This is a genomic window from Knoellia aerolata DSM 18566 (assembly GCF_000768695.1).
Classification (GTDB): Bacteria; Actinomycetota; Actinomycetes; order Actinomycetales; family Dermatophilaceae; genus Knoellia; species Knoellia aerolata.
On record NZ_AVPL01000001.1, the window covers coordinates 134058 to 159049 of the forward strand.

Here is a 24992-nt window from a genome sequence, read left to right on the forward strand (position 1 = left end):
CGGCATACACAGAAGTAGAAAGGCGCCATCATGGCCAAGCTCAGCACCGACGAGCTCCTTGAGGCTTTCAAGGAGATGACCCTCATCGAGCTCTCCGAGTTCGTCAAGCAGTTCGAGGACACCTTCGGCGTCACCGCCGCCGCGCCCGTCGCGGTTGCCGGTGCAGCCCCCGCCGGTGGTGGCGGCGACGCCGCTGCCGTCGAGGAGCAGGACGAGTTCGACGTCGTCCTCATCGCCGCCGGCGACAAGAAGATCGCCGTCATCAAGGAGGTCCGCGCCCTGACCTCCCTCGGTCTCAAGGAGGCCAAGGACCTCGTCGACGGCGCCCCCAAGGCCGTCCTCGAGAAGGTCGACAAGGCCGCGGCCGACAAGGCCAAGGAGCAGCTCGAGGGCGCAGGCGCGACCGTCGAGCTCAAGTGAGCTGAGCCTCGACAGAGGCTGAATCACCTCGCGAACGGGCGGGACGGATCCTCGGATCCGTCCCGCCCGTTCCGTGTCCCCCCAGGCGACACGCGCAACGGGCCGACGACAGCGCTTGACGTCCGGCGCTGCGCGAGTCATCCTTTCCGGGTCACACCGCGTGCCTGCCGCATGCGACGGCTGACCGGACCTGCGTCCGCCCCGCGAGGGGCGCGATTGGACAGGGTTGGACGGGCGTGCCCTTTTTGGTCTAGACTCGTGCTTTGCCCTGCCCATGACCTCCGTCCGCTCCCGCCGAGCGTCCTCTGCCGTGCCCCCGCCGCACCCCGGCTACTGCACGGCGTGGCCGCACCAAGGCACGAGCACTCGGGAGTCCTGGGTCGTGCGACCTCCGTACCAACACATGGCCAGTGGAAGGACCATCCTTGGCTGCCTCGCGCACCGCGTCCAAGACCGTGACCACCGCATTGACGGCTTCGGGCCGTCTCTCGTTCGGCAAGATCCGTGAGCCCCTGGAGGTCCCTGACCTCCTCGCTCTCCAGACCGAGAGCTTCGACTGGCTCCTCGGCAACGAGCGCTGGCAGGAGCGCGTCGCCGAAGCGCGCGCTGTCGGCCGTGACGACGTCCCGGAGCGGTCCGGGCTCGAGGACATCTTCGAGGAGATCTCCCCGATCGAGGACTTCAGCGGCTCCATGTCGCTCTCGTTCCGCGACCACCGCTTCGAAGACGTCAAGTACTCGATCGAGGACTGCAAGGAGCGCGACCAGACCTACTCCGCGCCCCTGTTCGTCACCGCCGAGTTCATGAACAACACCACCGGTGAGATCAAGAGCCAGACCGTCTTCATGGGCGACTTCCCGCTCATGACCGAGCGCGGCACGTTCATCATCAACGGCACCGAGCGGGTCGTCGTCTCGCAGCTCGTCCGCAGCCCGGGCGTGTACTTCGAGCGCACCGCCGACAAGACGTCCGACAAGGACATCTACACCGCCAAGATCATCCCGAGCCGTGGCGCCTGGCTCGAGTTCGAGATCGACAAGCGCGACATGGTCGGCGTCCGCGTCGACCGCAAGCGCAAGCAGTCGGTCACCGTCCTCCTCAAGGCGCTCGGCATGACCGAGGCCCAGATCCGTGAGGAGTTCGCCGGCTACGAGTCGATCGAGCTCACCCTGGACAAGGACAACACCCAGGGCCAGGACGACGCGCTGCTCGACATCTACCGCAAGCTGCGTCCGGGCGAACCGCCCACCCGTGAGGCCGCGCAGAACCTGCTCGACAACCTCTACTTCAACGGCAAGCGCTACGACCTGGCCAAGGTCGGTCGTTACAAGATCAACAAGAAGCTCGGCCTCGACGGCGAGCTCACCAACTCGACGCTGGCCATCGACGACATCGTCGCGACCATCAAGTACATCGTCGCCCTGCACAACGGCGACGAGACGCTCCCGGGCACCCGCAAGGGCGAGTCCGTGGACGTGCGGGTCGAGACCGACGACATCGACCACTTCGGCAACCGTCGCCTGCGCAACGTCGGCGAGCTCATCCAGAACCAGGTCCGCACGGGCCTGTCCCGGATGGAGCGCGTCGTCCGCGAGCGGATGACCACGCAGGACGTCGAGGCGATCACGCCGCAGACCCTGATCAACATCCGCCCCGTGGTGGCCTCGATCAAGGAGTTCTTCGGCACCTCCCAGCTGTCGCAGTTCATGGACCAGAACAACCCGCTCTCGGGGCTGACGCACAAGCGTCGTCTGTCCGCCCTGGGCCCGGGTGGTCTCTCCCGTGACCGCGCCGGCATGGAGGTCCGTGACGTCCACCCGTCGCACTACGGCCGCATGTGCCCGATCGAGACCCCGGAGGGCCCGAACATCGGCCTCATCGGCTCGCTCGCGTCCTACGGCCGCATCAACGCGTTCGGCTTCATCGAGACCCCGTACCGCAAGGTCACCAAGGGTCGCATCACCGACGAGATCCACTACCTGTCGGCGGACGAAGAGGACGAGCACGTCATCGCCCAGGCCAACGCGACCCTCGACGCCGAGGGTGAGCGCTTCGCCCACGAGCGCGTGCTCGTGCGCGTCAAGGGTGGCGAGGTCGAGTACATCCCGGGTGACGACGTCGACTACATCGACGTCTCCGCCCGCCAGATGGTCTCGGCCGCGACCGCGCTCATCCCGTTCCTCGAGCACGACGACGCCAACCGCGCGCTCATGGGGTCCAACATGCAGCGCCAGGCCGTGCCGCTCGTCAAGGCCGAGGCCCCGCTCGTCGGCACCGGCATGGAGTACCGCGCAGCGGTCGACTCCGGTGACGTCGTCATCGCCGAAAAGGCGGGCGTGGTCACCGAGGTGTCGGCTGACCTCGTCACGGTCGCCGCCGACGACGGCACCTCGCGCACGTACCGGATCGACAAGTTCACCCGCTCCAACCAGGGCAACAGCTACAACCAGCGTGTGGTCGTGGCCGAGGGTGACCGGGTCGAGAAGTCCGGACTCATCGCCGACGGTCCCGCGACCGACGGTGGCGAGATGGCGCTCGGCCGCAACCTCCTCGTGGCGTTCATGCCGTGGGAGGGCCACAACTACGAGGACGCGATCATCCTCAGCCAGCGCCTGGTGCAGGACGACGTCCTCTCCTCGATCCACATCGAGGAGCACGAGGTCGACGCCCGTGACACCAAGCTCGGCCCGGAGGAGATCACCCGCGACATCCCCAACGTCTCCGAGGAGGTCCTCGCGGACCTCGACGAGCGCGGGATCATCCGCATCGGGGCCGAGGTCCGTGACGGTGACCTCCTCGTCGGCAAGGTCACGCCCAAGGGCGAGACCGAGCTGACCCCGGAGGAGCGCCTGCTCCGCGCGATCTTCGGTGAGAAGGCGCGCGAGGTCCGCGACACGTCCCTCAAGGTGCCCCACGGTGAGACCGGCACGGTCATCGCCGTCAAGGTGTTCGAGAAGGACGACGGCGACGAGCTGCCCCCGGGCGTCAACCAGCTCGTGCGTGTCTACGTCGCCAACAAGCGCAAGATCACCGACGGTGACAAGCTCGCCGGTCGTCACGGCAACAAGGGCGTCATCTCCAAGATCCTGCCGGTCGAGGACATGCCGTTCCTCGAGGACGGCACGCCGGTCGACGTCGTGCTCAACCCGCTCGGGGTCCCCGGTCGAATGAACATCGGCCAGATCCTCGAGCTGCACCTGGGCTGGGCCGCGAGCCGTGGCTGGGACATCGAGGGCAGCCCCGAGTGGGCCAACCTCATCCCCTCCGACGCCCGCTCGGCCGAGCCCGGCACCCGGGTCGCCTCGCCCGTCTTCGACGGCGTGCGCGAGAACGAGATCGTCGGCCTGCTCGACAGCACCCGCAAGACCCGTGACGGTGTCCGTCTCATCGACGGGTCCGGCAAGACCATGCTCTTCGACGGTCGCTCCGGCGAGCCGTACCCGGAGCCGGTCTCGGTCGGATACATGTACATCCTCAAGCTGCACCACCTCGTGGACGACAAGATCCACGCACGCAGCACGGGTCCGTACTCGATGATCACCCAGCAGCCGCTCGGCGGTAAGGCCCAGTTCGGTGGCCAGCGCTTCGGTGAGATGGAGGTGTGGGCCCTCGAGGCCTACGGCGCCGCCTACGCGCTGCAGGAGCTGCTGACGATCAAGTCGGACGACGTCAACGGCCGCGTGAAGGTCTACGAGGCCATCGTCAAGGGCGACAACATCCCCGAGCCCGGCATCCCCGAGTCCTTCAAGGTGCTCATCAAGGAGATGCAGAGCCTCTGCCTCAACGTCGAGGTCCTGTCCAGCGACGGCCAGGCCATCGAGATGCGTGAGGCCGAAGAGGACGTCTTCCGCGCCGCGGAGGAGCTCGGTATCGACCTGTCCCGCCGCGAGCCCAGTTCGGTCGAAGAGGTCTGACCCGTATGCCGTGCGCTCCCGTCCGCACACCGCGCTCGGCGAGCGCACGGCATACCCAGCCTGCTGACGACCCACAATTCTGATTTAGCTAGAGCAACGAGAGAAGGAACCACGTGCTCGACGTCAACTTCTTCGACGAACTGCGCATTGGCCTCGCCACCGCCGACTCCATCCGTGAGTGGAGCCATGGCGAGGTGAAGAAGCCCGAGACCATCAACTACCGCACCCTCAAGCCCGAGAAGGACGGACTCTTCTGCGAGAAGATCTTCGGCCCGACCCGGGACTGGGAATGCGCGTGTGGCAAGTACAAGCGCGTCCGCTTCAAGGGCATCATCTGTGAGCGCTGCGGCGTCGAGGTGACCCGTGCGGCCGTGCGTCGTGAGCGGATGGGCCACATCGAGCTCGCCGCCCCCGTCACCCACATCTGGTACTTCAAGGGCGTCCCGTCCCGCCTGGGCTACCTGCTCGACCTCGCGCCGAAGGACCTCGAGAAGGTCATCTACTTCGCCGCCTACATGATCACGAGCGTCGACGAGGACCAGCGTCACACCGACCTGCCCTCGCTCGAGGCCCAGATCGAGGTCGAGAAGAAGGAGCTGGAGAACCGTCGCGACGCCGACGTCGAGACCCGCGCCAAGAAGCTCGAGGCCGACATCGCCGCCCTCGAGGCCGAGGGTGCCAAGTCCGACGCCAAGCGCAAGGTCCGCGACTCCGCCGAGCGCGAGATGAACCAGATCCGCAAGCGCGCCGACGCCCAGGTCGAGCGCCTGGCGCAGGTGTGGGACCGGTTCAAGAACCTCAAGGTCCAGGACCTCGAGGGTGACGAGATCCTCTACCGCGAGATGCGTGACCGCTTCGGTCTGTACTTCGAGGGTGGCATGGGCGCCGCCGCGATCCAGAAGCGTCTGGAGTCCTTCGACCTCGACGCCGAGGCGCTGCTGCTGCGCGAGATCATCGCCACCGGCAAGGGCCAGAAGAAGACCCGTGCCCTCAAGCGGCTCAAGGTCGTCTCCGCCTTCATGACGACGACCAACAAGCCGGCCGGCATGGTCCTCGACGCCGTCCCGGTCATCCCGCCGGACCTGCGCCCGATGGTGCAGCTCGACGGTGGCCGCTTCGCGACGTCGGACCTCAACGACCTCTACCGTCGCGTCATCAACCGCAACAACCGCCTCAAGCGACTGCTCGACCTCGGCGCGCCCGAGATCATCGTCAACAACGAGAAGCGGATGCTGCAGGAGGCCGTCGACAGCCTCTTCGACAACGGTCGTCGTGGTCGCCCGGTCACGGGTCCCGGCAACCGTCCGCTCAAGTCGCTGTCCGACATGCTCAAGGGCAAGCAGGGGCGTTTCCGCCAGAACCTCCTCGGCAAGCGCGTCGACTACTCCGGCCGTTCGGTCATCGTCGTCGGCCCGCAGCTCAAGCTGCACCAGTGCGGCCTGCCCAAGCAGATGGCCCTCGAGCTGTTCAAGCCGTTCGTGATGAAGCGCCTCGTCGACCTCGACCACGCGCAGAACATCAAGTCGGCCAAGCGCATGGTCGAGCGTCACCGCTCGGTCGTGTGGGACGTCCTCGAAGAGGTCATCACCGAGCACCCGGTGCTGCTCAACCGTGCACCCACGCTGCACCGGCTCGGCATCCAGGCGTTCGAGCCGCAGCTCGTCGAGGGCAAGGCCATCCAGATCCACCCGCTCGTCTGCACCGCGTTCAACGCGGACTTCGACGGTGACCAGATGGCCGTCCACGTCCCGCTCTCCGCGGAGGCGCAGGCCGAGGCCCGCATCCTCATGCTGTCGAGCAACAACATCCTCAAGCCGGCCGACGGCCGCCCCGTGACCATGCCCACCCAGGACATGATCATCGGCCTCTACCACCTCACGTCGCCCATCGAGGGCAGCCAGGGTGAGGGACGGGTCTTCTCGACCGTCTCCGAGGCCCGGATGGCGTTCGACGCCGGCGAGATCCTGCTCGGCACCCCGGTGCGGATCCGTCTCAAGGACGTCGTCCCGACCCCCGGGGCCGTGCTGCCCGAGGGCGTCGAGCCCGACGCCGAGGGCTTCGTCAAGGAGTGGCTGCCGGAGACGTCCCTCGGCAACGCGCTCTTCAACGAGACGCTGCCGGTGGACTACCCGTACGTCAACGACCAGGTCGACAAGAAGCGTCTCTCGACGATCGTCAACGACCTCGCCGAGCGCTACACCAAGGTGCAGGTCGCGGCCTCGCTGGACGCGCTCAAGGAGTACGGCTTCCACTGGGCCACCCGGTCCGGCATCACGGTCGCCATCTCCGACGTCGTCACGCCTCCTCGCAAGCTCGAGATCCTCGAGGCCTACGAGACCAAGGCGACCAAGGTCCAGACCCAGTACGAGCGCGGTCTCATCACCGACGACGAGCGTCGCCAGGAGCTCATCGAGATCTGGACCCAGGCCACCAACGAGGTCGCCAAGGAGATGGAGGCGAACATCCCGCCGACCAACACCATCTTCCGCATGGTCTCGTCGGGTGCTCGCGGCAACTGGATGCAGCTGCGCCAGATCGCCGGCATGCGAGGGCTGGTGTCCAACCCGAAGGGCGACATCATCCCGCGACCGATCCGCGCGAACTTCCGCGAGGGCCTGTCCGTGCTCGAGTTCTTCATCTCCACGCACGGCTCGCGCAAGGGCCTGGCGGACACCGCACTGCGGACCGCCGACTCGGGCTACCTCACGCGTCGTCTCGTCGACGTGTCGCAGGACGTCATCGTCCGCGAGGACGACTGCGGCACCGACCGCGGTCTGCCGATGCCGATCGCGGCCACCGACGAGCGCACGGGCAACCGGACGGTCCACGAGGACGTCGAGACCTCGGTCTACGCCCGCACGCTCGCGGACGACGTCGTCAAGGACGGCGAGACGCTGGCCGAGGCCGGCATCGACCTCGGTGACCTCGTCATCGGTGCGCTCTTCGCGGCCGGTATCGACAACGTCAAGGTCCGGTCCGTCCTCACCTGCGACAGCAAGGTGGGCACGTGTGCGGCCTGCTACGGCCGCTCGCTCGCCACGGGCAAGCTCGTCGACATCGGCGAGGCCGTCGGCATCATCGCGGCCCAGTCGATCGGTGAGCCCGGTACCCAGCTGACGATGCGCACCTTCCACACCGGTGGTGTGGCCGGTGACGACATCACGCAGGGTCTGCCCCGTGTCGTCGAGCTCTTCGAGGCGCGCACCCCCAAGGGTGTCGCCCCGATCGCCGAGGCCAGCGGACGGATCACCATCGAGGAGACCGACAAGGCGCGTCGCATCCTGCTCACGCCGGACGACGGCTCCGAGGAGCACGCCTACCCGGTGATCAAGCGGGCCCGCCTGCTCGTCACCGACGGCCAGAGCGTCGAGGTCGGGCACCAGCTCACGGTCGGCTCCATCGACCCGAAGCAGGTCCTGCGCATCCTCGGCCCGCGTGCGGTCCAGATCCACCTCGTGGACGAGGTCCAGCACGTGTACCGCCAGCAGGGCGTGTCGATCCACGACAAGCACATCGAGGTCATCGTGCGGCAGATGCTGCGCCGGATCACGATCATCGAGGCCGGCGACGCCGAGCTGCTCCCGGGCATGCTCGCCGAGCGTGGCCGCTTCGAGGACGAGAACCGTCGCGTCGTCTCCGAGGGCGGCACCCCCGCCTCCGGTCGTCCCGAGCTCATGGGCATCACCAAGGCCTCGCTCGCGACCGAGTCGTGGCTGTCGGCGGCCTCCTTCCAGGAGACCACCCGCGTGCTCACCGAGGCCGCCATGGAGGGCAAGTCCGACTCCCTCCTCGGCCTCAAGGAGAACGTCATCCTCGGAAAGCTCATCCCTGCCGGGACCGGGCTGTCGCGCTACCGCAACATCAACGTGGAGCCGACCGAGGAGGCCAAGGCCGCGATGTACTCGATGCCGAGCTACGACGAGTTCGCCTACCCGGCCTTCGGACCGGGCTCGGGCGAGGCCGTCCGCCTCGACGACAGCGAGCTGGGCCTCGACCGCCTCTGAGGTCTGACGCACCCGTTCGACAAGGGCGGGTATGCCGTGTGGTCACCACACGGCATACCCGCCCTTCGTCGTGGGGTTACCTCCTTGCTGCGTCTGCGGATGTGGCGGCTAGAACCGCCACATCCGCAGACGTAACGGGATGAGAGGCTGGGCCCATGCGTGACGACATGACCATCAGGCGCGAGCAGCCCACGGACCACGCGCAGATCGCCGCGCTGCACGACGACGCGTTCCCGCGCGTCGAGGGGGCCGCCCGCTCGGTGGAGTCGAGCCTGGTCGACGAGCTGCGGGGCGACGGGGACGTCATCGACGAGCTCACCTTCGTCGCCGAGCTCGACGGCGTCGTCGTCGGGCACGTCATGTGCTCCACCGCGACGCTGGGGGAGTCGCCCTCGGTGGGCCTGGGGCCGATCGCCGTCACCCCCGAGCTGCAGCGGCAGGGGATCGGCGCGGCGCTCATGGCCTCGGTCATCGCCTCGGCCGAGCAGCGCGGCGACGCGGTGATCGTCCTGCTCGGGGACCCCGCCTACTACGCGCACTTCGGCTTCGTCCCCGCGGGCGAGCTGGGCATCGGCTGCCCGGGCCCGTGGGACCCGGCCCACTTCCAGGCGAAGACGCTGCGCGCCTGGCGCCCCGAGCAGGCGGGCCCGTTCCGGTACGCCCCCGCCTTCGAGCGCCTCGACGCCTGACATCGCTGTCCCGCCGCGCCGCCACCCCTCGTTGCGTCTGCGCCAACGGTCGCCAGGGCGACCGTTGGCGCAGACGTTGCGGGGGAGGGGGAGGTCGGGGCGATTTGGTGCCCTCCTCGCATGCCGGTATCGTGGATCCGCGTGTCTGGCTAGGACCAGACGACACGAGCCGCGTGCGTCAGCGCACGGCCGCCCACCTCTCGCCGGGCACCCCATTCCACGACCGAGTCACCCCAGGGTGACGCGGGCTGGCGCGGGGAGTGCAGGGGAGAGCACCCGGAGTGACACGCCCGACCTCGGGGGTCGACGCTCCGGACACCCCAAGGAGTCGCGGCAACCGCCGCGACATCGACCAGACAGACAAAGGATCCAGGTTGCCTACCATCAACCAGCTGGTGCGCAAGGGCCGGCAGGACAAGGTCACGAAGACGACCACTCCTGCCCTCAAGGGCTCTCCGCAGCGCCGCGGTGTGTGTACCCGCGTGTACACCACCACCCCCAAGAAGCCGAACTCCGCGCTCCGCAAGGTCGCGCGCGTCAAGCTCACCTCGGGCATCGAGGTCACGGCCTACATCCCCGGTGAGGGTCACAACCTCCAGGAGCACTCCATCGTGCTCGTCCGCGGTGGCCGTGTGAAGGACCTTCCCGGCGTCCGCTACAAGATCGTCCGCGGCTCGCTCGACACCCAGGGTGTCAAGGGCCGCAAGCAGGCTCGCAGCCGCTACGGCGCCAAGAAGGAGAAGAAGTAATGCCCCGTAAAGGCCCCGCGCCCAAGCGCCCGCTGCTCATCGACCCGGTCTACCAGAGCCCGCTCGTGACCCAGCTGGTCAACAAGATCCTCCTCGACGGCAAGAAGTCCATCGCCGAGACCATCGTCTACGGCGCCCTCGAGGGTGCCCGCGAGAAGACCGGCACCGACCCCGTGCTGCTCCTCAAGCGCGCGCTCGACAACATCAAGCCCACGCTCGAGGTCAAGTCCCGCCGCGTCGGTGGCGCCACCTACCAGGTGCCGATCGAGGTCAAGCCCAACCGGGCCGTGACCCTGTCGCTGCGCTGGCTGGTCGGCTACTCGCGTCAGCGTCGTGAGAAGACGATGACCGAGCGCCTCATGAACGAGATCCTCGACGCCTCCAACGGCCTCGGCGCCGCAGTCAAGCGCCGCGAGGACACCCACAAGATGGCCGAGTCGAACCGGGCCTTCGCGCACTACCGCTGGTGACAGCGACCGGTATGCCGGCCCACGCAGAGCGCGGGACCCGCGCCCACCGCGCGGGCCGGCATACCGGGACCCGCAGTTCCGTTGGAACTGCCCCCTGCACGACACAGCACGCAGAACTTCAGCTACCAGGAATGAGATGAACGAGTGGCACTCGACGTCCTGACGGACCTGACCATGGTCCGCAACATCGGCATCATGGCCCACATCGATGCCGGCAAGACGACGGTGACGGAGCGCATCCTCTTCTACACCGGCGTCAACCACAAGATCGGTGAGACGCACGACGGCGCCTCGACGACCGACTGGATGGAGCAGGAGAAGGAGCGCGGCATCACGATCACGTCCGCCGCCGTGACCTCCTTCTGGGGCGACAACCAGGTCAACATCATCGACACCCCCGGTCACGTCGACTTCACCGTCGAGGTCGAGCGGTCGCTGCGCGTCCTCGACGGCGCCGTCGCCGTCTTCGACGGCAAGGAGGGCGTCGAGCCCCAGTCCGAGACGGTGTGGCGCCAGGCCGACAAGTACGACGTCCCGCGCATCTGCTTCGTCAACAAGATGGACAAGCTCGGCGCGGACTTCTACTTCACCGTCGACACCATCAAGGACCGCCTCGGTGCGGAGCCGCTCGTCATCCAGCTGCCGATCGGCGCCGAGAACGACTTCCTCGGTGTCATCGACCTGGTCGAGATGCGCGCCTTGGTGTGGCCCGGTGACTCCAAGGGTGACGTCACCATGGGTGCCAAGTACGAGGTCCAGGAGATCCCCGCGGACCTCCAGGCCAAGGCCGACGAGTACCGCCACCACCTCATCGAGCGCGTCGCCGAGTCCGACGACGCCCTCATGGAGAAGTACCTCGGTGGCGAGGACCTCACGGTGGCCGAGATCAAGGCCGGCATCCGCACGCTGACCGTCCGCTCCGAGCTCTACCCGATCCTCTGCGGCTCGGCGTTCAAGAACCGTGGCGTCCAGCCGATGCTCGACGCGGTCGTCGACTACCTCCCCTCGCCGATCGACGTGCCCCCCATGGTCGGCCACAAGCCGAACCACGAGGAGGTCGAGCTGACCCGCAAGCCGGACACCACCGAGCCGTTCTCGGCGCTGGCCTTCAAGGTCGCCACGCACCCGTTCTTCGGCACCCTCACCTTCATCCGGGTCTACTCGGGGCACATCTCCGCAGGCACCGCGGTCGTCAACACGACCAAGGGGAAGAAGGAGCGCATCGGCAAGCTCTTCCAGATGCACGCCAACAAGGAGAACCCGGTCGACGAGGCCCTCGCGGGCCACATCTACGCCGCGATCGGCCTCAAGGACACCACGACCGGTGACACCCTGAGCGACCCCGACCAGCAGATCGTGCTCGAGTCGATGTCGTTCCCGGACCCGGTCATCCAGGTGGCCATCGAGCCCAAGACCAAGGGTGACCAGGAGAAGCTCTCCACGGCCATCCAGAAGCTCTCCGCCGAGGACCCGACCTTCCAGGTCCACCTCGACGAGGACACGGGCCAGACGATCATCGCCGGCATGGGCGAGCTCCACCTCGACATCCTCGTCGACCGCATGAAGCGCGAGTTCAAGGTCGAGGCCAACGTCGGCAAGCCGCAGGTCGCCTACCGCGAGACGATCCGTCGCACGGTCGAGAAGCACGACTACACCCACAAGAAGCAGACGGGTGGGTCGGGCCAGTTCGCCAAGATCCAGATCCGCCTCGAGCCCCTCGACACCACCGAGTCCGGTGAGCTGTACGAGTTCGAGAACAAGGTCACCGGCGGGCGCATCCCGCGCGAGTACATCCCGTCGGTCGACGCCGGCATCCAGGACGCCATGCAGTACGGCGTGCTCGCGGGTTACCCGCTCGTCGGCATCAAGGCCTCGCTGCTGGACGGTTCCTACCACGACGTCGACTCCTCGGAGATGGCGTTCAAGATCGCCGGTTCGATGGCGCTCAAGGAGGCCGTCCGCAAGGCCGACCCCGTGCTCCTCGAGCCGATGATGGCCGTCGAGGTGCGCACTCCCGAGCTCTACATGGGTGACGTCATCGGCGACATCAACTCGCGCCGTGGCCACATCCAGGCCATGGAGGACATCAGCGGCGCCAAGGTCGTCAAGGGCCTCGTCCCGCTGTCCGAGATGTTCGGCTACGTCGGCGACCTCCGGTCCAAGACTCAGGGCCGGGCGAACTACTCGATGGAGTTCGACTCCTACGCCGAGGTTCCCAAGTCCGTGGCCGAGGAGATCATCGCCAAGACCCGGGGCGAGTGACCGCTAGACTGGTCGCTGGTCCGGATCTGGGCACCCTGTCGGCACGGCACGACGTTGACAGCGTCCAGAGCAACCACATCCCCAAAGCACCATCCCAGAACGACGCCACGTCCCTCACGGCCGTGTTGCGTTTCACCAAAGAAGAGTCCTGAGGAGGACAACAAGTGGCGAAGGCAAAGTTCGAGCGGACCAAGCCGCACGTCAACATCGGCACCATCGGTCACATTGACCATGGAAAGACGACGCTGACGGCTGCGATCTCGAAGGTCCTGCACGACAAGTTCCCGGACCTGAACCCGCAGTTCGCGTTCGACGACATCGACAAGGCGCCCGAGGAGAAGCAGCGCGGTATCACCATCTCCATCGCGCACATCGAGTACCAGACCGAGAAGCGTCACTACGCCCACGTTGACTGCCCCGGTCACGCGGACTACGTGAAGAACATGATCACCGGTGCTGCGCAGATGGACGGTGCGATTCTCGTCGTCGCCGCCACTGACGGCCCGATGCCGCAGACCAAGGAGCACATCATCCTGGCTCGCCAGGTGGGTGTCCCCTACATCGTCGTGGCGCTCAACAAGGCCGACATGGTCGACGACGAGGAGATCCTCGAGCTCGTCGAGATGGAGGTCCGCGAGCTGCTGTCGACCTACGAGTTCCCCGGCGACGACGTCCCCGTGGTCAAGGTCTCGGCGCTCAAGGCGCTCGAGGGCGACGCCGAGTGGGGCAAGTCGGTCATCGAGCTCATGGACGCGGTCGACGAGGCCGTCCCGGAGCCCGAGCGTGACGTCGACAAGCCGTTCCTCATGCCCGTCGAGGACGTCTTCACGATCACCGGTCGTGGCACCGTCGTCACCGGTCGTATCGAGCGCGGCATCCTCAAGGTCAACGAGGACGTCGAGATCGTCGGCATCCACGAGGGCCCGGCCACCAAGACCACGGTCACCGGCATCGAGATGTTCCGCAAGCTCCTCGACGAGGGTCGCGCGGGAGAGAACGTCGGTCTCCTCATCCGTGGCATCAAGCGCGAGGAGGTCGAGCGCGGGCAGGTCATCTGCAAGCCGGGCTCGATCACCCCGCACACGAACTTCGAGGCCAACGTCGTCATCCTGTCCAAGGACGAGGGCGGCCGTCACACGCCGTTCTACGACAACTACCGCCCGCAGTTCTACTTCCGCACCACGGACGTCACCGGCGTCGTCTCGCTGCCCGAGGGCACCGAGATGGTCATGCCCGGCGACAACACCGAGATGTCGGTCGAGCTCATCCAGCCGATCGCCATGGAAGAGGGCCTCAAGTTCGCCATCCGTGAGGGTGGACGGACCGTCGGCGCCGGTCGCGTCACCAAGATCACCAAGTGACCTTCGGCGACGTCGTCGCCGGGTGATCTGACGCTGGTCGCGTCGCACCGACGCCCCATCGCGAAGGGCCCCGTATGCCGTCCGGCACACGGGGCCCTTCCGCGTCCCCTCCGCGCCCCCCCCCGTGACGGCGGGCCCGCGCTGTGGACTGACAGGCTCGTGACAGGTTCGCCATGGGTCCGCCCCAGTCGAGCGTCCGACAGTGGAGCCAACGAGGTCAGCCACCCGGGCCGGCCCTCACGAGAGGACACCACGATGACCAGGATCACGAAGACCACGGCACTGGCCGGCATGGCCGGCGCGGCCGCGATCGTCACCCTCGGAGTCGGTGCCAACGCGGCACTGGCCGAGACCACGCCCACCCCCGCGCCCAGCAGCTCGAGTGCCACCTCCGACTCCGACGACGCCCCCAGCACCTCGGACGCCATGGGTGAACGCCGCGGCGGCCACGGCCCCGGTGGCAAGGGCGGGATGCGTGGGGCCGACGCCTCGGCCCTCGCCGAACAGCTCGGGCTCGACGAGGCGACGGTCGAGGCCGCCGTCACCAAGGTCCGGGAGGCCACCCGCCCGACCGAGAGGCCCGCGGAGGGCACCCGGCCGACCGAGGCCGAGCGCGAGGCGCGGCAGGCGGCATACGTCACCGCCCTGGCCGAGGAGCTCGGTGTCACGGAGGCGAAGCTGACGGCTGCACTCGCCGAGATCCGCGGCGAGCACCAGGCCGAGCACCGCACCCGGCTGGAGGAGCGGCTCGACACCGCCGTCGACGACGGCACCCTGAGCGACGCGGACAGGGCCTCTGTCCTCAAGGCGTTCGACGCAGGCGTCCTGGGCGGCGGGGGACCGCGCTGACCGACCGCCGCACCCCGTGACCCCGTGACCCCGTGGACCCGTCCACGGGGTCACGACGGGTCCACCGCAGTGGACGGGATGAATGCTCGCCGGGGGAGCGGGGTAGGACTCCCGCCATGGCACACGAAGGCAGCAGCAGCAGCACCACGTCCCGGACGGCTCCCCACCCGGACGCGGGTGAGAAGCCCGACTCTCCGGGCGACCTGACCAGGCCCTCCTGGAAGTACACCGCCAAGAAGGCCTGGGCGGAGTTCAGCGCGGACGGCTGCACCGACCTCGCCGCCGCGCTGACCTACTACTCGGTGCTGTCGCTGTTCCCGGCCCTCCTCGCCCTCGTCTCCCTGCTCGGGGTGTTCGGGCAGGGGGAGTCCACGACGACCGCCCTGCTCGACATGGTGCGCGACCTCGGCCAGGCCAACGCCGCGGACCAGCTGGAGGGCCCGATCAACCAGATGACGCAGACCAACGCCGCCGGGTTCGCACTCGTTACCGGGCTCGCCGGTGCGCTGTGGTCGGCATCGGGCTACGTCGGGGCATTCGGGCGCGCGATGAACCGCATCTACCAGATCGACGAGGGCCGGCCGTTCTGGAAGCTGCGGCCGCTGCAGCTCCTCATCACCCTCGTGGGCGTCATCATGGTGGCCCTCGTGCTGGTGGCGCTCGTCGTCAGCGGTCCCCTCGCCGAGACCGTGGGGGAGACGATCGGGCTCGGGTCCGGCGCCGTGACCATCTGGAACATCGCCAAGTGGCCGGTCATCCTGCTCGTGGTGGCCGTGCTCGTCGCGCTCCTCTACTACTCGACGCCCAACATCAAGCAGCCCACGTTCCGGTGGATCAGCGTGGGCGCCGGGATCGCCATCGTGACCTGGCTCGTCGCGTCGATCCTCTTCGGGCTCTACGTGGCCAACTTCGGCTCCTACAACAAGACCTACGGGTCGCTGGCGGGGGTCATCGTCTTCCTGCTGTGGCTCTGGCTCACCAACCTCGCCCTGCTCTTCGGTGCCGAGGTGGACTCCGAGCTCGAGCGGTCGCGCCAGCTCCAGGCAGGCATCGAGGCCGAGGAGACCCTCCAGCTGCCTCCGCGCGACGACACGAACCTCACCAAGAAGGAGAAGAAGCACGAGGAGCACGTCGCCGAGGGCCGCCGCCTGCGGGAGCGGGCAGGTCGCGACGACGAGAGCTCGAGCACGCGGGAGCAGGCCGACCGCGGCCGCCGCTGACCCGGCGGCACACGCGCGAGCGCGACGTGCCACGTGCACACCGTTGCCGCCCGCGGCAGCCCCGATTTGGTAGGTCGACACCGCCTCTGGCACACTTGTCAGGTTGCTGGGTGCAGGACGCCATCGCCTCGACCACTCGAGGCGACACCGTTCCGCCAGTGCACGTGAGAACCAACCGAACCGGCCACCCCGGGGCGACACACGGCAGACCAGAGCAACCCCGGTTCACCGGAGATTCGATCCACCCGACGACACGACGCGAACCATCGCGTCTGCCGTCGGACTGCGGATCGGGCGCGACACGCCCGACCTCGGGGGTCGGACCGACACCGGCCACAGACAGATGCAAGACGACGGCGAGAGAGAGACGGAAGCCAAGATGGCGGGACAGAAGATCCGCATCCGCTTGAAGTCGTATGACCACGAGGTCATCGACAACTCGGCGCGGAAGATCGTCGACACGGTGACCCGTGCCGGCGCAACGGTGGTCGGCCCTGTGCCGCTGCCCACGGAGAAGAACGTCTTCGTGGTCATCCGTTCGCCGCACAAGTACAAGGACAGCCGCGAGCACTTCGAGATGCGCACCCACAAGCGCCTCATCGACATCATCGACCCGACGCCCAAGGCCGTCGACTCGCTGATGCGCCTCGACCTCCCGGCTGACGTCAACATCGAGATCAAGCTCTGAGGGTTGACCAGATGACCAACATTGCAGACAAGACCGTGAAGGGCGTGCTGGGCAAGAAGCTCGGCATGACCCAGGTGTGGGACGCCGACAACCGGCTCGTCCCCGTCACCGTCATCGAGGCGGGCCCCTGCGTCGTCACGCAGGTCCGCGACGCGAGCAAGGACGGCTACGCCGCCGTGCAGATCGCGTTCGGCGCGATCGACCCGCGCAAGGTGACCAAGCCGCTCACCGGCCACTTCGAGAAGGCCGGCGTCACGCCGCGCCGCCACCTCGTCGAGCTCCGCACCGCGGACGCCGCCGAGTACTCGCTGGGCCAGGAGCTCACCGCCGAGACCTTCGAGGCCGGCCAGGCCGTCGACGTGTCCGGCACGACCAAGGGCAAGGGCTTCGCCGGCGTCATGAAGCGTCACGGCTTCCACGGCGTCTCGTCCTCCCACGGTTCCCACAAGAACCACCGCAAGCCGGGCTCGATCGGTGGCTGCGCCACCCCGGGTCGTGTCTTCAAGGGCATGCGCATGGCCGGCCGCATGGGTGGCGTGCGTCAGACCACCCAGAACCTCACCATCCACGCCGTCGACGCCGACCGCGGCCTGCTGCTCGTCAAGGGCGCCGTTCCCGGTCCCCGCGGCGCGGTCGTGCTCGTCCGCAACGCCGTGAAGGGAGCGTGACCACGATGGCCACGAACACCGTCAACGTCGAGCTGCCCGCCGAGATCTTCGACGTGCAGACGAACATCCCGCTCATCCACCAGGTCGTCGTCGCCCAGCTCGCCGCCGCGCGTCAGGGCACGCACTCGACCAAGACCCGCGGCGAGGTCCGCGGTGGTGGCCGCAAGCCGCACCGCCAGAAGGGCACCGGCCGCGCCCGTGCGGGCTCGACCCGCGCGCCGCACTGGACCGGCGGTGGCGTCGTCCACGGCCCCCAGCCGCGTGACTACTCGCAGCGCACCCCCAAGAAGATGAAGGCAGCCGCCCTGCGCGGTGCCCTCTCCGACCGGGCGCGTCACGGCCGCATCCACGTCGTCACCTCGCTCGTCACCGGCAACGCGCCGTCCACCAAGGACGTCGTCGCGCTGCTCGCGGGCCTGACCGACCGCAAGAACATGCTCATCGTCCTCGACCGCAGCGACATCGTGTCGATGAAGTCGGTGCGCAACCTGGACAACGTCCACGTCATCGCCGCCGACCAGCTCAACACGTACGACGTGCTCTGCGCGGACGACGTGGTCTTCACGCAGGCCGCCTTCGACGCGTTCGTCGCCGGCCCCGCCGCTGCGGTCGCGTCCATGGAGTCCGTCGAGGTCGTCGAGACCGAGGCCGCCCCCGTCGCGAAGGCCGACAAGCCCGCGAAGGCCGACAAGCCGGCGAAGGCCACCAAGCCCGCCACGCTCGTCGAGACCGACACCGTCGAGGCCGACGAGACCGAGGCCGACACCGGCTTCGGGCCGGACAGCCACGCCGCCCTCGAGGACGGGTCCGCTCCGGCGGGCTTCGACGTCAAGGGCAACAAGGACTCGATGAAGTACCACGTGCCCGGCTCGCGCTGGTACGACGCCACCGCCGCCGAGGTCTGGTTCCGCTCCGCGGATGCCGCCAAGGCTGCCGGCTTCGTCCCCGCCGGCGGCGAGTCCGCCCAGCAGATCTCCGAGGAGGACAAGTGAGCATCGGCAAGGACCCCCGGGACATCCTGATTTCACCGGTCGTGTCCGAGAAGTCCTACGGGCTGCTCGACGAGGGCAAGTACACGTTCATCGTGGACCCGCGCTCGAACAAGACCGAGATCAAGATCGCCGTGGAGAAGATCTTCAACGTCAAGGTCGACTCCGTCCACACGCTCAACCGCAAGGGCAAGACGCGGCGTACCCGCTTCGGCCTGGGCAAGCGCAAGGACACCAAGCGCGCGATCGTCACCCTCCGCGAGGGCACGATCGACATCTTCGGCAGCGCCGGCGCCTGAGAGACGACTGAGGAACTTAAGGAAACACGACATGGGTATCCGCAAGTACAAGCCGACGACGCCTGGCCGTCGCGGCTCAAGCGTCGCCGACTTCGTCGAGGTCACGCGCAGCACGCCTGAGAAGTCGCTCGTGCGCCCGCTCACCAAGAGCGGTGGCCGCAACAACAACGGCCGCATCACGACGCGTCACATCGGGGGTGGCCACAAGCGCGCCTACCGACTCATCGACTTCCGTCGCCACGACAAGGACGGCGTCCCGGCCAAGGTCGCTCACATCGAGTACGACCCCAACCGCACGGCGCGCATCGCGCTGCTGCACTTCGCCGACGGTGAGAAGCGCTACATCCTGGCCCCCAAGGGTCTGGAGCAGGGCGCCAACATCGAGAACGGCCCCGGCGCCGACATCAAGCCCGGCAACAGCCTGCCGCTGCGCAACATCCCGACCGGTACGGTCGTCCACGCCGTCGAGCTCCGCCCCGGTGGCGGCGCGAAGATCGCGCGTTCGGCCGGAGTCCGGGTGCAGCTCGTCGCCAAGGACGGCCCCTACGCCCAGCTGCGTATGCCGTCCGGCGAGATCCGCAACGTCGACGCGCGCTGCCGCGCGACGATCGGCGAGGTCGGCAACGCCGAGCAGTCCAACATCAACTGGGGCAAGGCCGGCCGCATGCGCTGGAAGGGCAAGCGCCCGACCGTCCGTGGTGTCGTCATGAACCCGGTCGACCACCCCCATGGTGGTGGCGAGGGCCGTACGTCCGGTGGTCGCCACCCGGTGAGCCCCTGGGGCAAGCCCGAGGGGCGCACCCGTCGCCCCGGCAAGCCGAGCGACAAGATGATCGTCCGCCGACGCCGCACTGGCAAGAAGCGCTGACAAGGAGCCTTTGACACATGCCTCGTAGCTTGAAGAAGGGCCCCTTCATCGACGGCCACCTTCAGAAGAAGGTCGACGTCCAGAACGAAGCGGGCACCAAGAACGTCATCAAGACCTGGTCACGCCGTTCGGTCATCAGTCCGGACATGCTCGGCCACACCCTCGCCGTCCACGACGGCCGCAAGCACGTCCCGGTGTTCGTCACCGAGTCGATGGTCGGCCACAAGCTCGGCGAGTTCGCACCCACGCGCACCTTCCGGGGTCACGTGAAGGACGACAAGAAGGGCCGGCGCCGCTGATGGCCACCACATCCACCGAGAACCCCACCCTGGAGGCGCGGGCCCAGGCCCGCCACGTCCGGGTGACGGCGCAGAAGGCGCGCCGGGTCATCGACCTCATCCGCGGGAAGAACGCCAGCGAGGCCATCGCCACGCTGCGCTTCGCCCCGCAGTCGGCGTCCGAGCCGATCCTCAAGGTGCTCGAGAGCGCCATCGCGAACGCCCGGGTCAAGGCCGACAAGACGGCCGAGCGGTTCGACGAGCGCGAGCTCGTCATCACCTCCGCGTACGTCGACGAGGGCGCCACCATGAAGCGCTTCCGTCCCCGTGCCCAGGGCCGCGCCTCACGCATCAACAAGCGCACGAGCCACATCACCGTGGTCGTCGCGCCCCAGACCAAGCCCAGCAAGGGAGGCAACCGCTAATGGGTCAGAAGGTCAACCCGCACGGCTTCCGTCTGGGAATCACGTCCGAGCACCGCAGCCGCTGGTTCGCTGACTCCACCAAGGAGGGTCAGCGCTACCGCGACTACGTCAAGGAAGACGTCGCCATCCGCAAGCTCATGTCCGAGGGCATGGAGCGCGCGGGCATCTCCAAGGTCGAGATCGAGCGCACCCGTGACCGTGTCCGCGTGGACATCCACACGGCGCGTCCGGGCATCGTCATCGGCCGCCGTGGCGCCGAGGCCGACCGCATCCGCGGCGAGCTCGAGAAGCTCACGGGCAAGCAGGTGCAGCTGAACATCCTCGAGGTCAAGAACCCCGAGACCGATGCGCAGCTCGTCGCCCAGGGCGTCGCCGAGCAGCTCTCTGCTCGCGTCTCGTTCCGTCGCGCCATGCGCAAGAGCATGCAGTCGGCGACCCGCGCCGGTGCCAAGGGCATCCGCGTCCAGGTCTCCGGCCGTCTCGGCGGCGCCGAGATGTCCCGCACCGAGTTCTACCGCGAGGGTCGCGTGCCGCTGCACACCCTTCGTGCGCAGATCGACGTGGGCTTCTACGAGGCCAAGACCACCTTCGGCCGCATCGGCGTGAAGGTCTGGATCTACAAGGGCGACGTCACCGCACGTGAGCTCGCCGCCCAGCAGGCCACCGCGCCGCGTCAGGGCCGTGGCCCGCGTCGCGACGGTCCCGGTGCCGACCGTCCGGCCCGCGCTCGTCGCGGCGACCGGCAGGACGCCCCGCAGACCGACGCCGCTCCGGCCGCCGCTGAGGCTCCGGCCGCAGCGGAGACCACCGAGGGAGGGGCCAGCTGATGCTGATTCCCCGTCGCGTCAAGCACCGCAAGCAGCACCACCCGGGTCGCTCGGGCGCTGCCAAGGGTGGGACGACCATCGCCTTCGGTGACTACGGCCTCCAGGCTCTCGAGCCGGCATACGTCACCAACCGTCAGATCGAGTCCGCGCGTATCGCCATGACGCGCTACATGAAGCGTGGCGGCAAGGTGTGGATCAACATCTACCCCGACCGCCCGCTCACCAAGAAGCCGGCTGAGACCCGCATGGGTTCCGGTAAGGGTTCACCCGAGTGGTGGATCGCCAACGTCAAGCCGGGACGCATCATGTTCGAGATCTCCGGTGTGTCCGAAGAGGTCGCGCGCGAAGCCATGCGCCTGGCCATGCACAAGCTGCCGATGAAGTGCCGCTTCGTCCAGCGTGAGGGTGGTGACTTCTGATGGCTGTCGGTTCCAAGGACCTGATCTCCAACGAGCTGCGTGGCTTCGACGACGACCGTCTCGTCGACGAGCTGCGCAAGGCCAAGGAGGAGCTGTTCAACCTGCGGTTCCAGTCCGCCACCGGCCAGCTCGACAACCACGGCCGGCTCCGTGCGGTCCGCAAGGACATCGCCCGGATCTACACCGAGATGCGCGAGCGCGAGCTCGGCATTGGCTCCGCCCCGGCGACGTCGGAGGACACCAAGTGAGTGAGAACGTGAAGGACGACACCGTGCAGACCGAGACCGAGAACGCGCGGAAGTACCGCAAGACCCGCCAGGGCTACGTCGTCAGCGACAAGATGGACAAGACCGTCGTCGTCGAGGTCGAGGACCGCGTCAAGCACGCGCTCTACGGCAAGGTGCTGCGTCGTTCCAGCAAGGTCAAGGCACACGACGAGGGCAACACCGCCGGCATCGGCGACCGCGTCCTCATCATGGAGACCCGACCGCTCTCGGCCACCAAGCGCTGGCGCCTGGTCGAGATCCTCGAAAAGGCGAAGTAAGCCACTGCAAGCCCCAGGTTCGGCCAGGCTCCGCCGCGAGGCGGAGAACCAGCACGACGTATAGGAGACAGATAAGTGATCCAGCAGGAGTCGCGAGTGCGCGTCGCCGACAACACGGGTGCCAAGGAGATCTTGTGCATCCGCGTTCTCGGGGGCTCGGGTCGCCGGTATGCCGGTATTGGCGACACGATCGTCGCCACGGTGAAGGACGCCATCCCCGGTGGCAACGTGAAGAAGGGTGACGTCGTCAAGGCGGTCATCGTCCGCACCAAGAAGGAGCGCCGTCGTTCCGACGGTTCCTACATCAAGTTCGATGAGAACGCCGCAGTGATCCTCAAGACCGACGGTGACCCTCGTGGTACCCGCATCTTCGGCCCGGTGGGCCGTGAGCTTCGCGACAAGAAGTTCATGAAGATCATCTCGCTGGCGCCGGAGGTCCTGTGACCATGGCCGCGCGAATGAAGATCAAGAAGGGTGACACCGTCCAGGTGCTCACCGGCAAGGACAAGGGTTCGACCGGCAAGGTCATCGCGGTCTACCGCGAGACCGAGCGCGTCCTCGTCGAGGGCGTCAACCGCGTCACCCGCCACACCAAGGCCGGCCAGACCGCCCGTGGCAGCCAGACCGGTGGCCTGGTCGTGCAGGAGGCTGCGATCCACGTGAGCAACGTGCAGGTGGTCGACCCCTCCGACAAGAAGCCGACCCGTATCAAGACCCGCGTCGAGACCGTCGAGCGTGACGGACGCCAGAAGGCCGTCCGGACCCGCGTCGGCGTGCGCTCGGGCAAGGACCTGTGAGCACCATGAGCACCCAGACCGAGAACACCACGGGCAGCCAGCCCCGTCTCAAGGCGCGCTACGCCGACGAGATCAAGGGCTCGCTCCAGGAGAAGTTCGGCTACGGCAACGTCATGCAGATCCCGGGCGTCGTCAAGGTCGTCGTCAACATGGGTGTCGGCGACGCGGCCAAGGACAGCAAGCTCATCGACGGCGCGGTGCGCGACCTCACGGCGATCACCGGCCAGAAGCCGATCGTCACCAAGGCTCGCAAGTCCATCGCCCAGTTCAAGCTGCGTGAGGGCATGCCGATCGGCACGCACACCACGCTGCGTGGGGACCGCATGTGGGAGTTCCTCGACCGCCTCATCTCGGTCGCGCTTCCCCGCATCCGTGACTTCCGCGGCATGAGCCCCAAGCAGTTCGACGGCCGCGGCAACTACACCTTCGGTCTCACGGAGCAGTCGATGTTCCACGAGATCGACCAGGACAAGATCGACCGCGTCCGGGGCATGGACATCACCATCGTCACCACCGCGACGAACGACGACGAGGGACGCGCGCTGCTCAAGGCGCTCGGCTTCCCGTTCAAGGAGAACTGACATGGCCAAGACCGCTCTGGTCAACAAGGCGAACAAGAAGCCGAAGTTCAAGGTTCGCGGCTACACCCGCTGCCAGCGCTGCGGTCGTCCCCACGCCGTCTACCGCAAGTTCGGCCTGTGCCGGATCTGCTTCCGGGAGATGGCCCACCGCGGCGAGCTCCCCGGGATCACGAAGTCCTCTTGGTGACCACGGCTGACGCAGCCTTCCCGGTCGAGGCACTGCCGAGACCACGCCGCACTCGCGGCACACCCCACAACCATCTACATCGAAGGTCAGCCGGAGCAGCAGCCCCGGATGAAACCACGGTGAGAGAGGGCGGAGAAGCCCAATGACCATGACAGACCCGATTGCGGACATGTTGACCCGCGTCCGGAACGCCAACTCGGCGCACAAGGACACGGTCGCCATGCCGTTCAGCAAGCTCAAGTCGCACATCGCGGAGATCCTCGAGGCCGAGGGCTACATCGCCGGCTGGACCGTCGAGGACGCCGAGGTCGGCAAGACCTTGACGATCAACCTCAAGTACGGCCCGAACCGCGAGCGCTCCATCGCCGGTGTGCGTCGCGTGTCCAAGCCCGGACTGCGCGTCTACGCCAAGTCCACCAACCTTCCCAAGGTTCTCGGTGGGCTCGGCGTTGCCATCATCTCGACGTCGTCCGGTCTGCTCACTGACCGGCAGGCCGCTAACAAGGGTGTGGGTGGGGAAGTCCTCGCCTACATCTGGTAAGGGGATCTGACATGTCGCGCATCGGACGCCTTCCGGTTGCCATCCCCTCTGGTGTCGAGATCGCCGTCGAGGGCCAGACCGTCAAGGTCAAGGGTCCCAAGGGCGAGCTCGCGCACACGGTGGCGCAGCCCATCGTGGTGGAGCGCAAGGACGACCAGGTCGAGGTCACTCGCCCGAACGACGAGCGCGAGTCGCGCTCGCTCCACGGCCTGACCCGTTCGCTCATCCACAACATGGTCCTCGGTGTCACCGAGGGCTACGTCAAGAAGCTCGAGATCCACGGCACCGGTTACCGCGTGGTGAACAAGGGCGGTTCGCTCGAGTTCGCTCTCGGGTACTCGCACTCGATCACGATCGAGCCGCCGCAGGGCATCACCTTCACCGTCGAGAACCCCACCCGGTTCCAGGTCGAGGGCATCGACAAGCAGCTCGTCGGTGAGGTTGCCGCCAACATTCGCAAGCTCCGCAAGCCCGACCCGTACAAGGGCAAGGGCGTGCGTTACGCCGGCGAGCACATCCGCCGCAAGGTCGGAAAGGCTGGTAAGTAGGCCATGGCAATGATCATCAAGCGTGCCAAGGGCAAGGTCGCCGCGCGCGGCCGTCGCCACGCTCGCGTCCGCAAGCACGTCGCGGGCACGGCAGTGCGTCCCCGTCTCGTCGTCTCGCGCTCGTCGCGTCACGTCTTCGTCCAGGTCGTCGACGACACCGCGGGCAAGACCGTCGCGTACGCGTCGACCATGGAGGCCGACGTCCGTACCTTCGACGGTGACAAGACCGCCAAGGCGAAGAAGGTCGGCGAGCTCGTCGCCGAGCGCGCCAAGGCTGCCGGTGTCGAGGCGGTCGTCTTCGACCGCGGCGGCAACAAGTACCACGGTCGAGTGGCGGCCATCGCCGACGGCGCCCGCGAGGGTGGGCTGTCCCTGTGACCCGCACCGTGACCATG

The 24992-nt window shown here is 67.6% G+C and carries 28 protein-coding genes; all 28 read left to right on the forward strand.

Annotated elements, in window-relative coordinates; translation table 11 throughout:
- Window positions 1-30: 30 nt before the first annotated feature.
- Window positions 31-420 carry a 50S ribosomal protein L7/L12 gene (rplL, locus tag N801_RS00715; RefSeq protein ID WP_035931741.1) on the forward strand — a complete coding sequence of 130 codons (390 nt, stop codon included), beginning with the start codon at window positions 31-33 and terminating at the stop codon, window positions 418-420.
- A gap of 425 nt (window positions 421-845) precedes the next feature.
- On the forward strand, window positions 846-4334 hold the full coding sequence (gene rpoB / locus N801_RS00720; protein WP_035931743.1) for a DNA-directed RNA polymerase subunit beta: 3489 nt from the start codon (window positions 846-848) through the stop codon (window positions 4332-4334).
- A 113-nt stretch (window positions 4335-4447) separates the two neighbouring features.
- Window positions 4448-8338, forward strand: coding sequence for a DNA-directed RNA polymerase subunit beta' (locus N801_RS00725; RefSeq protein ID WP_035931745.1), 3891 nt, complete (start codon window positions 4448-4450; stop codon window positions 8336-8338).
- Between the two features lie 155 nt (window positions 8339-8493).
- Window positions 8494-9027: a GNAT family N-acetyltransferase gene (locus N801_RS00730; protein WP_156996382.1), complete on the forward strand. Its 534-nt coding sequence runs from the start codon at window positions 8494-8496 to the stop codon at window positions 9025-9027.
- A gap of 374 nt (window positions 9028-9401) precedes the next feature.
- On the forward strand, window positions 9402-9776 hold the full coding sequence (gene rpsL / locus N801_RS00735; RefSeq protein WP_035931747.1) for a 30S ribosomal protein S12: 375 nt from the start codon (window positions 9402-9404) through the stop codon (window positions 9774-9776).
- Window positions 9776-10246: a 30S ribosomal protein S7 gene (gene rpsG, locus N801_RS00740; protein ID WP_009775971.1), complete on the forward strand. Its 471-nt coding sequence runs from the start codon at window positions 9776-9778 to the stop codon at window positions 10244-10246. The genes rpsL and rpsG overlap by 1 nt, the downstream gene beginning before the upstream one ends.
- A 144-nt stretch (window positions 10247-10390) precedes the next feature.
- Window positions 10391-12508: an elongation factor G gene (gene fusA, locus N801_RS00745; protein WP_035931751.1), complete on the forward strand. Its 2118-nt coding sequence runs from the start codon at window positions 10391-10393 to the stop codon at window positions 12506-12508.
- Window positions 12509-12672: 164 nt separating this feature from the next.
- Window positions 12673-13869: an elongation factor Tu gene (gene tuf, locus N801_RS00750; RefSeq protein WP_035931753.1), complete on the forward strand. Its 1197-nt coding sequence runs from the start codon at window positions 12673-12675 to the stop codon at window positions 13867-13869.
- 255 nt (window positions 13870-14124) lie between these two features.
- Window positions 14125-14718 carry a hypothetical protein gene (locus N801_RS00755; protein WP_035931756.1) on the forward strand — a complete coding sequence of 198 codons (594 nt, stop codon included), beginning with the start codon at window positions 14125-14127 and terminating at the stop codon, window positions 14716-14718.
- A gap of 116 nt (window positions 14719-14834) precedes the next feature.
- Window positions 14835-15938 carry a YihY/virulence factor BrkB family protein gene (locus N801_RS00760; RefSeq protein ID WP_052112465.1) on the forward strand — a complete coding sequence of 368 codons (1104 nt, stop codon included), beginning with the start codon at window positions 14835-14837 and terminating at the stop codon, window positions 15936-15938.
- 379 nt (window positions 15939-16317) lie between these two features.
- On the forward strand, window positions 16318-16626 hold the full coding sequence (gene rpsJ, locus N801_RS00765) for a 30S ribosomal protein S10 (RefSeq protein ID WP_009775966.1): 309 nt from the start codon (window positions 16318-16320) through the stop codon (window positions 16624-16626).
- Window positions 16627-16637: 11 nt separating this feature from the next.
- The gene (gene rplC / locus N801_RS00770; protein WP_035931759.1) at window positions 16638-17294 is read left to right on the forward strand and encodes a 50S ribosomal protein L3; all 657 of its coding nucleotides are present in this window, start codon (window positions 16638-16640) and stop codon (window positions 17292-17294) included.
- A gap of 5 nt (window positions 17295-17299) precedes the next feature.
- Window positions 17300-18286 (forward strand): 50S ribosomal protein L4, sunset domain variant, encoded by a 987-nt coding sequence (gene rplD, locus N801_RS00775; RefSeq protein ID WP_035931987.1) that lies wholly within the window; start codon window positions 17300-17302, stop codon window positions 18284-18286.
- Window positions 18283-18582: a 50S ribosomal protein L23 gene (rplW, locus tag N801_RS00780; protein WP_035931761.1), complete on the forward strand. Its 300-nt coding sequence runs from the start codon at window positions 18283-18285 to the stop codon at window positions 18580-18582. Before rplD ends, rplW begins: the two co-directional genes overlap by 4 nt.
- 31 nt (window positions 18583-18613) lie before the next feature.
- Window positions 18614-19450 carry a 50S ribosomal protein L2 gene (gene rplB, locus N801_RS00785; RefSeq protein WP_035931763.1) on the forward strand — a complete coding sequence of 279 codons (837 nt, stop codon included), beginning with the start codon at window positions 18614-18616 and terminating at the stop codon, window positions 19448-19450.
- A 17-nt stretch (window positions 19451-19467) separates the two neighbouring features.
- Window positions 19468-19749 (forward strand): 30S ribosomal protein S19, encoded by a 282-nt coding sequence (gene rpsS, locus N801_RS00790; RefSeq protein ID WP_035931765.1) that lies wholly within the window; start codon window positions 19468-19470, stop codon window positions 19747-19749.
- 29 nt (window positions 19750-19778) lie between these two features.
- Entirely contained in the window at window positions 19779-20153 is a 375-nt protein-coding gene (gene rplV / locus N801_RS00795; RefSeq protein ID WP_084108000.1) for a 50S ribosomal protein L22, read from the forward strand.
- Entirely contained in the window at window positions 20153-20980 is an 828-nt protein-coding gene (gene rpsC, locus N801_RS00800) for a 30S ribosomal protein S3 (protein ID WP_035931769.1), read from the forward strand. The genes rplV and rpsC overlap by 1 nt, the downstream gene beginning before the upstream one ends.
- A complete protein-coding gene (rplP, locus tag N801_RS00805; RefSeq protein WP_009775958.1) occupies window positions 20980-21399 on the forward strand; it encodes a 50S ribosomal protein L16 in 420 nt (139 codons plus the stop codon). Before rpsC ends, rplP begins: the two co-directional genes overlap by 1 nt.
- A complete protein-coding gene (gene rpmC / locus N801_RS00810; RefSeq protein WP_035931771.1) occupies window positions 21399-21647 on the forward strand; it encodes a 50S ribosomal protein L29 in 249 nt (82 codons plus the stop codon). Before rplP ends, rpmC begins: the two co-directional genes overlap by 1 nt.
- Window positions 21644-21943: a 30S ribosomal protein S17 gene (gene rpsQ, locus N801_RS00815; protein WP_084107978.1), complete on the forward strand. Its 300-nt coding sequence runs from the start codon at window positions 21644-21646 to the stop codon at window positions 21941-21943. The genes rpmC and rpsQ overlap by 4 nt, the downstream gene beginning before the upstream one ends.
- A gap of 75 nt (window positions 21944-22018) precedes the next feature.
- Entirely contained in the window at window positions 22019-22387 is a 369-nt protein-coding gene (gene rplN / locus N801_RS00820; protein ID WP_035931773.1) for a 50S ribosomal protein L14, read from the forward strand.
- Between the two features lie 2 nt (window positions 22388-22389).
- Window positions 22390-22740: a 50S ribosomal protein L24 gene (rplX, locus tag N801_RS00825; RefSeq protein ID WP_035931776.1), complete on the forward strand. Its 351-nt coding sequence runs from the start codon at window positions 22390-22392 to the stop codon at window positions 22738-22740.
- Window positions 22741-22745: 5 nt separating this feature from the next.
- Window positions 22746-23321 carry a 50S ribosomal protein L5 gene (gene rplE / locus N801_RS00830; protein WP_035931991.1) on the forward strand — a complete coding sequence of 192 codons (576 nt, stop codon included), beginning with the start codon at window positions 22746-22748 and terminating at the stop codon, window positions 23319-23321.
- 1 nt (window position 23322) lies between these two features.
- On the forward strand, window positions 23323-23508 hold the full coding sequence (locus tag N801_RS00835; protein WP_009775952.1) for a type Z 30S ribosomal protein S14: 186 nt from the start codon (window positions 23323-23325) through the stop codon (window positions 23506-23508).
- Window positions 23509-23650: 142 nt separating this feature from the next.
- Window positions 23651-24049: a 30S ribosomal protein S8 gene (gene rpsH / locus N801_RS00840; protein WP_035931779.1), complete on the forward strand. Its 399-nt coding sequence runs from the start codon at window positions 23651-23653 to the stop codon at window positions 24047-24049.
- Between the two features lie 11 nt (window positions 24050-24060).
- On the forward strand, window positions 24061-24597 hold the full coding sequence (rplF, locus tag N801_RS00845) for a 50S ribosomal protein L6 (protein ID WP_035931781.1): 537 nt from the start codon (window positions 24061-24063) through the stop codon (window positions 24595-24597).
- A gap of 3 nt (window positions 24598-24600) precedes the next feature.
- Window positions 24601-24975 carry a 50S ribosomal protein L18 gene (rplR, locus tag N801_RS00850; protein WP_035931783.1) on the forward strand — a complete coding sequence of 125 codons (375 nt, stop codon included), beginning with the start codon at window positions 24601-24603 and terminating at the stop codon, window positions 24973-24975.
- The last annotated feature ends 17 nt before the right edge of the window (window positions 24976-24992 follow it).

Excerpts from the sequence above, each read along its gene's own strand:
- rpsC (WP_035931769.1), top strand. The coding sequence starts at position 20,153 with ATGGGTCAGAAGGTCAACCCGCACGGCTTCCGTCTGGGAATCACGTCC.
- rplF (WP_035931781.1), top strand. The coding sequence starts at position 24,061 with ATGTCGCGCATCGGACGCCTTCCGGTTGCCATCCCCTCTGGTGTCGAG.
- N801_RS00760 (WP_052112465.1), top strand. The coding sequence starts at position 14,835 with ATGGCACACGAAGGCAGCAGCAGCAGCACCACGTCCCGGACGGCTCCC.
- N801_RS00730 (WP_156996382.1), top strand. The coding sequence starts at position 8,494 with ATGCGTGACGACATGACCATCAGGCGCGAGCAGCCCACGGACCACGCG.
- rpsG (WP_009775971.1), top strand. The coding sequence starts at position 9,776 with ATGCCCCGTAAAGGCCCCGCGCCCAAGCGCCCGCTGCTCATCGACCCG.
- rplC (WP_035931759.1), top strand. The coding sequence starts at position 16,638 with ATGACCAACATTGCAGACAAGACCGTGAAGGGCGTGCTGGGCAAGAAG.
- rpmC (WP_035931771.1), top strand. The coding sequence starts at position 21,399 with ATGGCTGTCGGTTCCAAGGACCTGATCTCCAACGAGCTGCGTGGCTTC.
- rplB (WP_035931763.1), top strand. The coding sequence starts at position 18,614 with ATGGGTATCCGCAAGTACAAGCCGACGACGCCTGGCCGTCGCGGCTCA.
- N801_RS00835 (WP_009775952.1), top strand. The coding sequence starts at position 23,323 with ATGGCCAAGACCGCTCTGGTCAACAAGGCGAACAAGAAGCCGAAGTTC.
- rplE (WP_035931991.1), top strand. The coding sequence starts at position 22,746 with ATGAGCACCCAGACCGAGAACACCACGGGCAGCCAGCCCCGTCTCAAG.
- rpsH (WP_035931779.1), top strand. The coding sequence starts at position 23,651 with ATGACCATGACAGACCCGATTGCGGACATGTTGACCCGCGTCCGGAAC.
- N801_RS00755 (WP_035931756.1), top strand. The coding sequence starts at position 14,125 with ATGACCAGGATCACGAAGACCACGGCACTGGCCGGCATGGCCGGCGCG.
- rplP (WP_009775958.1), top strand. The coding sequence starts at position 20,980 with ATGCTGATTCCCCGTCGCGTCAAGCACCGCAAGCAGCACCACCCGGGT.
- rpsS (WP_035931765.1), top strand. The coding sequence starts at position 19,468 with ATGCCTCGTAGCTTGAAGAAGGGCCCCTTCATCGACGGCCACCTTCAG.
- rplX (WP_035931776.1), top strand. The coding sequence starts at position 22,390 with ATGGCCGCGCGAATGAAGATCAAGAAGGGTGACACCGTCCAGGTGCTC.
- rpsJ (WP_009775966.1), top strand. The coding sequence starts at position 16,318 with ATGGCGGGACAGAAGATCCGCATCCGCTTGAAGTCGTATGACCACGAG.
- rplD (WP_035931987.1), top strand. The coding sequence starts at position 17,300 with ATGGCCACGAACACCGTCAACGTCGAGCTGCCCGCCGAGATCTTCGAC.
- rplL (WP_035931741.1), top strand. The coding sequence starts at position 31 with ATGGCCAAGCTCAGCACCGACGAGCTCCTTGAGGCTTTCAAGGAGATG.
- rplR (WP_035931783.1), top strand. The coding sequence starts at position 24,601 with ATGGCAATGATCATCAAGCGTGCCAAGGGCAAGGTCGCCGCGCGCGGC.